Annotated in this window: 10 protein-coding genes; 4 read left to right on the forward strand and 6 right to left on the reverse strand. The window is 67.7% G+C overall.

Annotated elements, in window-relative coordinates; translation table 11 throughout:
- Positions 1–78: 78 nt before the first annotated feature.
- Both ACZ7G1_RS15070 and ACZ7G1_RS15075 read left to right on the forward strand, forming a co-directional pair.
- A complete protein-coding gene (locus tag ACZ7G1_RS15070) occupies positions 79–1,848 on the forward strand; it encodes an ATP-binding cassette domain-containing protein (RefSeq protein WP_470874932.1) in 1,770 nt (589 codons plus the stop codon).
- A 168-nt stretch (positions 1,849–2,016) separates the two neighbouring features.
- Positions 2,017–3,111: an NUDIX hydrolase gene (locus tag ACZ7G1_RS15075; protein ID WP_470874838.1), complete on the forward strand. Its 1,095-nt coding sequence runs from the start codon at positions 2,017–2,019 to the stop codon at positions 3,109–3,111.
- A gap of 318 nt (positions 3,112–3,429) precedes the next feature.
- On the opposite strand, the gene ACZ7G1_RS15080 is transcribed toward ACZ7G1_RS15075, so the two are convergent.
- The gene (locus ACZ7G1_RS15080) at positions 3,430–3,723 is read right to left on the reverse strand and encodes a DUF1330 domain-containing protein (RefSeq protein ID WP_470874836.1); all 294 of its coding nucleotides are present in this window, start codon (positions 3,721–3,723) and stop codon (positions 3,430–3,432) included.
- Between the two features lie 192 nt (positions 3,724–3,915).
- Here ACZ7G1_RS15080 and ACZ7G1_RS15085 point away from each other — a divergent pair, with 192 nt between their 5' ends.
- Positions 3,916–4,818 (forward strand): LysR family transcriptional regulator, encoded by a 903-nt coding sequence (locus ACZ7G1_RS15085; RefSeq protein WP_470874834.1) that lies wholly within the window; start codon positions 3,916–3,918, stop codon positions 4,816–4,818.
- 362 nt (positions 4,819–5,180) lie between these two features.
- On the opposite strand, the gene ACZ7G1_RS15090 is transcribed toward ACZ7G1_RS15085, so the two are convergent.
- Both ACZ7G1_RS15090 and ACZ7G1_RS15095 read right to left on the reverse strand, forming a co-directional pair.
- Positions 5,181–6,380, reverse strand: coding sequence for a peptidoglycan-binding domain-containing protein (locus ACZ7G1_RS15090; RefSeq protein ID WP_470874832.1), 1,200 nt, complete (start codon positions 6,378–6,380; stop codon positions 5,181–5,183).
- Between the two features lie 105 nt (positions 6,381–6,485).
- The gene (locus ACZ7G1_RS15095; protein ID WP_470874830.1) at positions 6,486–7,547 is read right to left on the reverse strand and encodes a hypothetical protein; all 1,062 of its coding nucleotides are present in this window, start codon (positions 7,545–7,547) and stop codon (positions 6,486–6,488) included.
- A 485-nt stretch (positions 7,548–8,032) separates the two neighbouring features.
- Between ACZ7G1_RS15095 and ACZ7G1_RS15100 the strand changes: the two genes are divergently transcribed.
- A complete protein-coding gene (locus tag ACZ7G1_RS15100; protein WP_470874828.1) occupies positions 8,033–8,764 on the forward strand; it encodes an NUDIX hydrolase in 732 nt (243 codons plus the stop codon).
- 319 nt (positions 8,765–9,083) lie between these two features.
- On the opposite strand, the gene ACZ7G1_RS15105 is transcribed toward ACZ7G1_RS15100, so the two are convergent.
- From ACZ7G1_RS15105 to ACZ7G1_RS15115, 3 genes are all read right to left on the reverse strand, one after another.
- Positions 9,084–9,602: a DUF2716 domain-containing protein gene (locus ACZ7G1_RS15105; protein WP_470874826.1), complete on the reverse strand. Its 519-nt coding sequence runs from the start codon at positions 9,600–9,602 to the stop codon at positions 9,084–9,086.
- Positions 9,603–9,855: 253 nt separating this feature from the next.
- On the reverse strand, positions 9,856–11,475 hold the full coding sequence (locus tag ACZ7G1_RS15110; RefSeq protein ID WP_470874824.1) for an MFS transporter: 1,620 nt from the start codon (positions 11,473–11,475) through the stop codon (positions 9,856–9,858).
- A 295-nt stretch (positions 11,476–11,770) separates the two neighbouring features.
- Positions 11,771–12,148, reverse strand: a complete 378-nt coding sequence (locus tag ACZ7G1_RS15115) for a hypothetical protein (RefSeq protein WP_470874822.1) — start codon at positions 12,146–12,148, stop codon at positions 11,771–11,773.
- Positions 12,149–12,225: the final 77 nt, after the last annotated feature.

The following is a 12,225-nucleotide window of genomic DNA, read 5'->3' on the forward strand; positions in this document are numbered from 1 at the left end:
CCGCCTCCCCCGCCCGCGGAAATCAAGTACAACGGGCAGTACTCCATCAATCCGCTCGCCGAGGTCTCCTTCCGGAGGATGTGCGCGCAGATTCCGGCCGTGCTCGGCCGGATCGCACGGCTGTCCTGGCGGACCGACCCGTGGGCTGCGCAGTTGCTCGTCGGCTGCCAACTGGTCACGGGCGTCTCGGCGGCCGTGTTGTTGACAGCCACCGCCCGCGCCATGGAGCCCGTCCTCGGGACCGGCTCCGCCGGGGAGCGGCTGCGCGGTGCGCTGCCGGCGCTGCTGGTGGTGGCGCTGGCAGCCGCGCTGGCTCGTACGGCGGGGGCGGTGGCGGCGTATGCGGGGAGACGGATCACGCCTCGGTTGACGACCGAAATGGACTCGGCGCTGGTGGAGGCGGTGTGCCGGGTGGAGGCGGTGGCGTACGCGGAGGACGGGTTCTCGGATCGCCGGGAGGCGGCCGAGATGGGGGTGTCGCGGACTCATGTGATGGTGACGGACGCGCAACGGTTCGTGTCGGCGGTGATCCGGATGGTCAGTGCCGGGGGTGTGCTGTCGGTGCTGAATCCGTTGATGCTGCCGTTGCTCCTGCTGGCCGTCATGCCTGCCGGTGTGGGGGCCGTCCTGAGCGCGCGGGTCGATTACGAGATCCATTACGGCAACATCGCCGACCGCAACGTGCGGGGCATGATGCGCTGGTGGGCGACCGAGTCGAAGTACGGCGACGAGGTCCGCGCGAACTCGATGACCGACTACCTCGTCTACTGGTACCGGGCCCTGTCCGAGCGGTGCGACCGGCGCACCTTGGCCGCCGCGCCGCGGACCCTGTGGATCTCCCTGCTGTCCGCGCTGGCCGGTGGAGCCTTCTTGATGGCGACGTGGGGCGCGCTGGCATGGCTGGCGTTGTCGGGCCGGATCGACCTGGCCGTCGCCGCCACGGCCGTCATCGCCGTGCAGACGACGCTCGCCGCCCTGTCCCAGGTCGTCGTCAACGGTGCCGCCGTCTTCCACACCAGCCTGTACCTGGGCGACATGCAGACCTTCCTCGACGACGCCACGGACCGCGCACCCCGGCGTGGCCCGAACGGTCTCACCGCACCGGTCGACGAGATCCGCCTGGACGAGGTCGTCTACCAGTACCCGGGGAAGGAGAAGCCCGCCGTCGACCGTGTCTCCCTGACCCTGCGACGAGGCGAGATCCTCGCGATCGTCGGAGCCAACGGCTCCGGAAAATCCACCCTCACCCGCCTGCTGACCGGCATCTACCTGCCGGACAAGGGCACGGCAACCTGGAACGGCACCGACCTCGCCGTGATGGACCCCGCCGCCCTGTGGGCACACACCGGCCTGGTCCCGCAGATCTTCGCGCAGTGGCCGCTGCGCGTCCGCGAGAACGTGACGCTCGGCCAGCCCCGTACCCCCGACGACGACCTCGTGTGGGAAGCGATCGACGCCGTCGGCCTGCGCGGCACCATCGAAGACCTCCCCGCAGGCCTCGACACGCTCCTCGCCCGCGATTTGTGGGGCGGTACGGAGCTCTCCGGCGGCCAGTGGCAGCGAATCGCCTGCTCCCGGGCCTTGTACCGCCGGCCCGGGCTCTTGATCCTCGACGAGCCCACCTCCCAGATGGACCCTCGCGGCGAGCACCAGATCTTCGAGCAGATCAAAGCCATTGCCGCCGACCGCATCACGATCGTGGTCACCCACCGTCTGGAAAACACCCGCATCGCCGATCACATCATCGTGATGGAACACGGCCGGATCACCGAGCAGGGCGGGTACGACGACCTCGCCCACGGCGGCGGAACTTTCGCTGAGCTGCTCCGGCTGTCCCAGGATCGCTGACCACCCCGGACCACAAGATCACCCGGCCACCGGACCGCCGGCCTCGGGCCACGGAGCCACGGAGCCACCAGACCACCGGACGACCGGACGACCGGACGACCGGACGACCGAGCCTCCCGGTCGCTGCTTTCCCCCCCAGAGGGCACCGACAACATCGAACGGAGCGAAATGACGACGACATCCACCCCTGAGGACCTGCCCGGTACCTCGATGACCGACGAGGCATACGGTGCCCTGCGCGCCTCGGCCGCACTATGGGCCGGCACCTCCGTGCTGATCACCGACCGCCGAGGCCGGGTGCTGATCCAGCACGTCGACTACCTCTCCACGTGCCTCCTACCCGGCGGAGCCGTCGACGCCGGTGAAGCCCCTTCCCGTGCTGCCACCCGTGAGCTGAAGGAGGAGCTCGGCGTCGACGCGGTCGTCGACCGGGGCTTGGCCGTCGACTGGGTCTCCCGTAACGGCTCCAATGCGCCGGCCGCCATGCGGTTTCCCGGCGAGATCCTCTACGTGTTCGACGGCGGCACCTGGGATGACGAACAGATCGCGGCCATCCGGCTGCCGGAACGCGAGATCGAGAGCGTCGAGTTCGTCGAGCCGGCCCGCCTGGCGGACCTGATGGCTCCGAGTGACGCCCGTCGTGCTCTGTCGGCGCTCCGCGCACGCATCGACTCCGCAGGCGTCGTGCTCCTGGAGAACGGCGCCCCGCTCGCCCCCACGGTTCTCGATCAGGCAGGAGCCCTGCGCACCGCCAGGGCGGAGCACCACCTCCCGTTCCACCCCGCCCCTATCCCACAGGGCCTCGACGTCTGCCAGTCCTGGGGTTGGCTGTTCGCGCCGGACGGTCGCGTCCTCGTCCTCCTCGACGCTGAGACCGGTGCCGCGTGCCTACCGGGCGGGACCCCCGAACCCCATGACCAGGACGACCTCGTCACCACCCTGCGCCGCGAAGCCCACGAGGAGGCTCAAGCCGAACTCGCCACCCCCCTCTTCCTCGGTTACCTCTCCGACCCCATCAAGCCCTACGTCCGCGCCCGCTACGCCGCGGCCCTCACCGGTATCGGCCAGACGCAGCCCGACCCGGCCACAGGCAACACGTACACCCGGATCCTGGCCACGCCGGAACAGGCCCTGGAGCTCTTCGACTGGGGTCCGCCGGCTGCCGAACAGCTAGCCGTCGCGCATCAGGCCCGAGAGCACCTCGGCATCCCTGAGGCAGTACGCCGGCCGGTCACCGAACTCACCGCACCGACCACCTGGTAGGGCCCGGCCCCTACGCTGGCGAGGCGTCCTGCTCCTGCTGCCTTCTGGCTTCGCACGCACCTGAATCGGGAGGTTCCAGATGATCTCCCCGGCGGGGCCGCCGGTCTGGTGGCCGGGAGTCCGTCGCACCGGCGCGGCCCCGTGCCGGCGCGGGTCGCGGGCGTGTGCATGAGGGGCGCCCGACAAGGACCAGGCCGTCCAGGACCCTGACGGCCATCGGGACGCGGAGACTCGCTGCGAAATCGTCTCGCGAGCTGTCGCTCAGCACCATGAGCTCCGCACCAGGTGACGGAGGCTCAGCGTCGGCTGGGCCTCCGGTCAGTCGATGCCTTCGATGATGCGGAAGTCGCGCTCAAAGCCCTCGGGGAGGGCCACCAGAGCCTTCTGGTATGCCTCGCTCTGGTATGCCGCGACGGCCCGGTCAAAACTGTCGAACTCGATCAGAACGACGCGTTGAGGGATTCCGGCCTCGTGGGCAACGACTCGACCGCCACGGGACATCAGGCGCCCGCCCCCAGCCTGGACAGCCGGACCGGCCAGGTTGTTGTAGGAAGTCAGCATCTCAGGGTCGGAAATGGCGGGGTAGACACTGACCCAGTAGCCCTTAGCCATGGATACCTCCTGTGTTCGGCCGGACACGACCGACTGCTCATTGACGCTCAAGTAGATCGCTCTCGGATACGGGCCCTACGGGCAATTAGACTGTCCTACGCGGAGGTTAGAGCTCGAAGTGCGATCGAGGGAAAGACCGGTTCGACATAGACTCAGAACGGATCGTTATCAATCGGCGGGGGGAAGGGGCACATGGCTCCAGATACGGTGAGCCTTCGGTACTTCCTGGTGCTCGCGGAGGAGTTGAACTTCACCCGCGCAGCCGCACGGATCGGCATCGCGCAGCCCGCACTCAGCGCCCGGATGCGCCGACTGGAGTCGGAACTCGGTACGGCTCTGCTGGTGCGCAACACGCGCAGCGTCGTACTGACCACGGCCGGTACGGCCCTGGCGGAGTCCGCGCCTCCCGCGCTGGCGGCGCTGGACCGGGCATGGGACACCGCCAGGAGCGCGGCCGCCGGTGAACTGGGCACGCTACGCATCGGATACAGCCTCAGCACCGGGGCCGAGACGACACCGGCCCTGGTGGACCGGCTGGTTCGCGGCATCAGCGGACTCGAGGTCAGCGCGGTCCCGATGGCGACACCGGAGATCTCCCCCGCGGTCGCCGATGGCCGCATCGACGCCGGGATCACCCGCGGTGAACAACCGGGCCGCGACGTGCGCCGGTTCCTGCTACGGCGTCAACGCGTCGGCGTGCAACTGGCGCAGCACCATCCACTGGCCGAACACCCGGAAATCGAGATCGCAGACGCGGCCGCCTACCCGCTGCGACTCCCGGAACGTGCGACCAACCCCGTCGTCCACGATCAGCTGTCCGCCCTGTTCCGAGACACCCGACCCCACCCCCGATTCCACACGCCCGCGGTCTCCTTCGACCTGTCTCAACGCGACCTGCTCGACGGATCCACCCTCGCCCCGGCCGGAGAAGCCGCGGCCACGGCACAACCGGCCGGCCTCACCTGGCGACCGCTACGGGGCGCGCCGCGCATGTCGATCCACCTGGTCCTCCCACGGGACCAGTCGCCGCTGCATCGCCGCATCCGCGCCGTCGCCGAAGCCCTGGCGGACGAGCTGCACTGGCTGACCGACTGACGCGCAAGGGGTCGAGCGAGACGGACGCCTGCGGCCCGTCGCAGGTGTCAGACGACCGCAGGGGCCGAACCGCGTCTTGCCTCCCTCTGTCCGCCAGCCAGCCAGCGCTATCGGCTCCCCCGTAGAACGTGGGCGATCGCCTCGGGCTTGAGGTCAATGCCGTCTGGGCGGCCTCCCGGGGCTCGTCACCAGATTCGACGCCCCCACTGTGCAGGACCCCGTACTTGGCAGTGCCGGGCCTAGTGTGGCGGATGACCTGCATCATGTCGTCGGCGGTGCGATGTGACGCGAGTGCCCTGTCCCCTGCCCTCGAACCCTACGAGAGGTTCAACCTCCGAGCGTTGCGTTCGAACAGCAGCGATTTATGAGGGAATGGCCGCACGCGTCAGGGCCACAGCAATCTCGTTGCGCAGATTCTGGTCGATCCCACCGGCAGGCATGGGTGGGGTGCGGCTGGCGCGGAAGGCGTTGACGGCGGTGGCGGTCTGGGGGCCTGGAACGCCGGTGATGTTGCCGGCGTCGAATCCCAGGGATCCGAGGGCTTGTTGGATGCCCGCAGTGGTGTTGACGTCGATGCGAACGTCTGGCGGGATGGGGCCGGCCGAACCTGAGGGTATGCGGGCTGCCAGGTCGAAGTGCATGACGTCGCCGCTTTCGGCGGGGCCGAAGTCGCAGACGCCCCAGCGCATGGTCGGCAGGGGCGGGTCGCTCGCCAGGGCGACAACCACCTCGTGGCGGAGGTCGAGAAAACCATTCGCCGGGTTCCGTGTGCTGGCCGGTGCCAGCGCCACGGGACCGAACTGCAGGGGGATCCGGGCGACCTCGTAGTCCCGGAGTATCTGGGTGAACCAGAAGTCGACGTCGGTACTCCAACCAGGGTGGTTCGCCGCGAAGGCCGGGTCGGTGAGGACTGCGGAGATGTTCGACACGGCCACGGTGTCCGGCCACCGTTCCGCGGCGGGAATGCCAGCGAGGAGGGTCGCCTTGGAGGCGCTGAACGCATTGGCAACCGGGATGCGGATAAGGCGCGGCGGCGGAACGAACGTGGCCGGTACGGTGGGCTTGAAGACGAGTTGTAGGTAGCGGCTCAACGCGTTGGACGCGACACCGAAACGCTGGAAGACACTCAAGGTCGTCTCACCAGGGGCTCTGGCGCCGATACTCGCCACAGAGGACGAGCTGGTGAGAAACGCCACGGCCCGGTCGAACACCACAGTGGCGTGCAGGCGCATCATCCGCAGGGCGTTCGCGGGCGGGGCTGGTGGCGTTGGCGCCTCGCCACCATAGACAACCCCGCCCACCGAGGTGGGTGTGCGGACGACGATGTACGGGTTGGACTCGTAGTTGACGTCTAGTGCGTCCCCATTGGTGTGTTGGCCACCTGGGTGCGCCGCGCCGTGGCTCTGACGAAGCCCCGCCCACTCGCTGATCGTGCCGGTGAATCCGGAAAGGCTGTAGATGGCAGTCAAGCCTACTTCGGCGGCTGTAAGCCTGAGTTGCATCGCCGAACTGACACCACCATCGCAGGTCCTTCCCAGAAAGACGTGGGCCGTTGGCGTCACGATTCCTCCCTGATTCCGTGACGGTCGACACGAAACTCCCCGGGCCCGAATGCCGTTCCAAAAGTGGCGGAACAGCGACCGGACTCGCTTCTTCGACAGCCACCGTTAGGGCACGAACGCATTCATTGCTGCTTCTGTCATCGTTGCGACTGGTTCGAACAGTTGCCTCCGTGTCTGCCCGTCTTGAATCACATTCTGCCAAACGACAACGAATTCCAGGTGGCGCACCGTGTCACGGACGATAAGGGATTCCGAGAAGACAGTCTTGTTGGATTTGAGTGGCCCTATTCCTACCTTGCCGTGGCTGGCGATGAACCGCCCGTTCGTGGGCCAGATCGGCGGGGTGGTCTGGTGGAAAAAGTTACCTGCCCGTGCCATCAGGCCCTTCATGTCGCGACTGCTCAGAGGTCCGACAAGCCTGTCGTCCGCCAGAAGGGTCATCAGCTTCGCCATATCCCATACGGTGGTGCCCTGAGCGGTGTCCAAGTCGTTGACGCACGGAATGCGTGCGGCACGCCATATCTTGGCGTAGTCGCCGGCCAGCCACACCCCTTTGGATGATCCGTCGAAGAATCCGTCGTCGGCTATTTTGCCATTGAGGTACGGGTAGCCCAGACCGTGGATCGTCGTGGTGGCGCCAGGATTGTCTTGCACCACCATCATGTTTTCGAACGCGTTCTTCTGCGCCTGGGTGAAGTCAACGACGAAGTCCGGACCCGTGCCGAGTTGGAGAACAGCGGAGTAGTCTGGCTTCCTGGTCTTATCCTCGGGCTTCAACACCGTGGAGCCGCTGATCAGCAACGGCGTGTGAGTGGAAATCTCCGGATTGAACTGAGCTTTAAGAGCTGCCTCGATCTGGGGCCACGTGGTCAATCCGCCGTCGGAGGCCAGCTGGTCGGCACTCGCCCGCAGGTCGAATGCCGCGTACATCGCAGCGGTCTTCAGCATGCTGCCCGAGTAATGCTCTTCTTGTTCTCGGAACGCCGCCCACGGATGGTCAAGTGTGCCCTCGTACCCTGTGAGCACAACAACGATCATGGCCATATTGTTGACATTCGGAGCCCCTGCGAGTGACAACGTCTGCCGACTCGCATTCAAGACCGATCGCATCGTCGGTTCGGCGGACGATGCAAGGGGGTTCGCGTAAGCGCCGGTGAACAGAGGCATGTGAGTCCTCCCGCCTCCGGAGACGACGGGGCGCAAGGGTAGGCCACGCGGACAATGAAGGCGCTATCACTCCACTGCCATTGAGTAGGCCGGAAGAGCCTCGCGGCGGCGGAGTGTAGCTCATTTACGATGGAATCATCGCAATCTCCTATTCCCATGCTCCCACACGCGAAGACGATTCGCCTCTCGCCCCTGGACTAACGCAGCGTCAACCGGACGTGATGATGATGGCGGGTTCAGCCTGGCCGACCAGCACGGCAACGAACCCGCCGGCGATTCCTACCGCGCGGACGCTGTGCCATGGTTGAGCGTCACCCTCACGCCGGCTCTGACGGGGATCGACGACAGTAGTGCGTGGGAGCCGGCGAGCGGCTGGCGCCGTTGGCCAGTGCGCGTTTCCCTCCTCGTACCGCAGCCCGGCGCCCCTGGCACTCGATGAACACCCCGTCGACGAGTTCCGGAATCGACATCGGCCAAGGAGGTCCGTGACCAGTCCGCCCCAGCCCGCCGAGTTCCTCGATCCCATCGGCCTCACGCTTGTCGAGCACGCTCCGCCGGTGCTCTCTCCGTGGGAACGAAGCGAGGTGGACCGCCTCTGGGAGGAGACGCGGGCCCACAACCCGGCCACGTTCGACGGCCCCCTCGTCGCAAGCCTCAAGGTCGATCAGCCCGCATCGGGCGGCCTGGTGGTCCGATGGGCACCGATGACGTACCGCTCCCGGGCCCTGCGCCGGCTTCGGCCGCCCGAGCAGGTTCCCGGGTCCGTCTTCGTCACTGCCCTCCTCCTCACCGACGAAGGACTCGTGATCGGACGTGGATCAGCCACGACGGCAGCCCCCGGCCGATGGACTCTCCCCGGCGGCGCAGCCGAACCGCCACCCTCCGGAACGCCCCTGGACACGGAGGTGCTACGCCGGCACGCCGCGCGTGAACTCGCCGAGGAGACCGGCATCCTCGTTGCCGACAGGGAACTGACGCTGTGGGGGCTCACTCGCGGACACCGGTTCGGCAGCCTCGGCTTCCATTTCCTCTGCCCGTCCATGTCCGCCGCAGAAGTGCGGCGGACATGGACGGACCTTCCCGCCGCGCAGGCCAGCCACGGCGACGCGCCAGAACTCGACGCGCTCGCCTTCGTACGCGCCCGTGCCTCTGCCGACGGACTCGGTCCGATCGCGGACTACTTGCCTCAGGTGCTCGATCGGTTCTTCGGGTCCTGATGTCAGAGGCCAGGTGCTGCGGTCGAACTCAACGCCTCTGACCGGCTTTCCGTAACCGGGGCCGGAACCGGCACGGAGGTCCGCGGGGCGGCAAAGGTCCGTAGCCGTGGTCCTCTCACCACTCCCGTCCGTCGTGGCAGCTCCAGCAGGACGCAGACGATCTGCCCCGCACGGAACTCTCCCGTCGCTTCCGCCCCCGCTGGGCCACGGGTGCACGCCCCCCATGCAACGAGATACACCGGCAAACGAAGGCCGTCAGGCGCCATTTGGCGAGCCACTTCGGATCGGGCTCTGACCCGTTCCCGAGACCATCGCCGCGCTAGGCGCGATGCGAACGCCGGCCGGACCTGCGGATCGGAGCGCCCAGGATGTCATCGATTTCCGCCGCTACCACTTCCAGGAGCCCCTGCCCGAACAGGCACAGCGACTCTTCCCAGGGGTGCCCGAAGCTCCCGGTCAGGAAGTCCTCCGACAGGTAGATGTAGTAGTCGCCATCGGGGTACGGGCTCAGCGGCCACCGTTCCTGTTCGGAGCTACGCAGGAGATGTGGCGAAAAGCGGAACGATGCGTGTTGCCAGTCCAGTGCGAACAGCGTGCCTTGCCCGGGCACACAAGCGGTAAGACCTCGCTGGACCACCTCGACGAGCCGGTCGAGTCGCTCGTAGTCGGGGTCGTCGTCCAACGCGGCCAAGCTCCAGGTCACGGAGTCGACGGGCTCCTTGATCGCTGGCCACTTGGACGGGTTCATGCCGGGGCGAAAGGCGAACGCCGCATCGAAACGGTCCCAGACTTCGCGGTACTCCGCTTCCGAGAGTTGGACTGCAGACTCGTATATCACCTGCAGATCCTATCGATCAGCTCTCCGTGGCCGGCTCTCGAGCAGCCATTCGCGCAGGTTGGAGGCGCCTCAGGCTCTCTGCGTCTGCTACGGGCTGACGTATCTCCTGTATGTGATCGGGGGCAATAGGGTTGTGCTCGGGCGGCATGTTCCGCCGCCGTCGGGCACACTGCGCGGTCGCTGTGCGCCCGACGGCGTCCGCCGTGCGGCCGGCATCGTGCTTCGCGCTTCGTCCGCGTGGGTTGCAGCTTGGTCAGCGGGCTGTGACGCGCTCCGCGGGCCCGGATTCCGGTGCTGCTGCCTCGGTGTCGGGCCGGAGGGGTGTGGTGTTCCGTGGTCCGCGCAGGGCTACGTAGAGGAGAAGGGCGGCCATGATGGCGGTGCCGACCCACATGGCCTGCTGCCAGCCGGCGACGAAGGACTGCTGGGCGGCGTGGACGAGGTCCTGGGCGCGGTTGCCGGTGGTGGGGGCGGCCTCGATGGCGTTCGCGATGCCTTCGCGTGCGGTGTTCGCGGCCGGGCTGGGGATGCCGTCGAGCTTGTTGTCGATGGCGTCGCGGAAGCCGTTGGCCAGGAGTGCGCCGAGGATGGCGACGCCCAGGGCGGTGCCCAGTTCGCGGGTGACGTCGTTGAGGGCTGAGGCAACGCCTTGTTTGGCGCGGGGCAGTGAGTTGGTGATGGCCTCGGTGGAGGGTGTCATCGACAGTCCCATGCCGATGCCCATGGCGAGCATCCCGGCCAGGATGGACGGGTAGCCGCCTTCGACGGACACGAGCAGGGCCATCAGCGCGAGGCCGAGGGTGGAGAGGGCGATGCCCACAGTCACGGTGGAGCGGGCGCCGATCTTGGCTACCAGCTTCGGGGCCAGGCCCGAGGTCGTCATCATCATGACGGCCATGGGCATCATCGCCACCGTGGACAGCAGGCCCGACCAGCCGAGGACTGCCTGGAAGAACGGGAAAAGGACGACGGCGATCCCGGCCTGGACGCCGAAGACGACGAGCAGGGTGATGGAGCCACTGGCCAGGCCGCGCTCACGGAAGAGGCGGACGTTGAGCAGAGATGCGTCGCGGCGGTGGAGCTCCCAGACCACGAAGGCGGTGGTGGTGACGAGTCCGACGGCCAGGCTGAGCAGGGTTGCTGAATCGGTCCAGCCGCGCTCGGGGCCTTCCTGGAGGACGAAGATGAGACCGATCACGGCAACGGTGGAGAGCAGTGCGCCGATGACGTCGAAGGAATGAGCTGAGCGCTCGCGGGAGTTGGGCACCGACTTCAGAGTCAACGCCAGCGCGACGACGACCAGGACCACGGGCAGGACGAACATCCAGCGCCAGTCGGCGACGTCGACCAGCAGGGCGGACAGGAACATACCCAGGACGCCGCCGCCTCCGGCTACGCCGGTCCACACGCCGATCGCCTTGCCGCGCTCCTCCTCGGGGAAGGTGGAGGTGATGACGGCCAGGGTGATCGGCATGATCATCGCGGCGCCGACGCCGGCGGCCACGCGCGCGGCGACCATCACGGCGGCCGACGGGGCAACGCCGGCAAGCACACTGGCTGCGCCGAAGACGACCAGTCCGGTGATCAGCATGGGCTTGCGGCCCAGTCGGTCACCGATCGCGCCAAGCGGCAGGAGCAGAGCCGCCAAGGTGAGGGTGTAGATGTTGATGATCCACAGGACGGTGTTCTGTGAGGCTCCGAACTCGACGGCCATGTGGGTCTGGGCGACGTTCAGCCCGGATACGGAGGCGATGACAGCCATCACCGCGATCGAGACGGCGATCAGGATCGTACGGAGCTGACGCGCGTCCGGCGCCCCTTCGCCGCCGTTGGCCGATGGGGCCGCTGCCTGGGGAGGCTGACTGGTACTCATGGTTTCCTTCCACAGGGCATGCAGGATCAGCGCCGGGGCGGGGCCGGTCGCCAGGTCGGGGAGATGAGGGTTCTGATCACCGCAGGTGGCCGGGGCGGGGCCGGTCGCCAGGTCGGCGAAGTGGGGGTTCAGCTCCAGCTCACCGCGTGGACTGCGGGGGCGTGACAGGCGGACTGCTGGGGGCGCCGCGCGGTTCTTCAGCTGGAAGGCTTACGCCTCAGCCGGTGGCCTTCTGCTTGGTGTCAGCTGGTACTCGCGTGTGCGGCGGCGAGCGCGGCATCGGTGTCCGCGGTCGTCAGTAGGGCGTTGGGATGGGAGCTGGCCGGGGCTCCGGCCGCGGCAGCGGCGCCGAGCTGGGTAGTGAGGTCGGTGGCATGCCGGCCACCGACACGCCAGCGGCCTCGGTGGTACCGGCCGTGGCGGAGGCGAAACGGCGGCCCATGCTCTCGTACGGCTGGGTGCCGTCCAGGACGATGAAGCCGTTCATGGCTGCCGCGGGGGCGTTGCCCGGGGTGCCGCTGTCGATCACTGCGTCCGAGCGGCGCGGGCGGGCGGGCGGGCGGGCCAGTATCAGCCCGCCGTTCAGGCCGGCACCACCGCCGCCGATCACCACGACGTCTGCGGTCTCGATGGGCAGTTCGTCGCTCTCGTGCTGGGAAGTCTGCGCAGACATGTCGCGCCCTTTCGTCGTACGTGGTCCCCGCACTTGACCAGCCGCATTCGACGCTAAGCCCTCCTTGCATAAGAGGC

This window comes from Streptomyces sp. NPDC037273 (assembly GCF_055603625.1).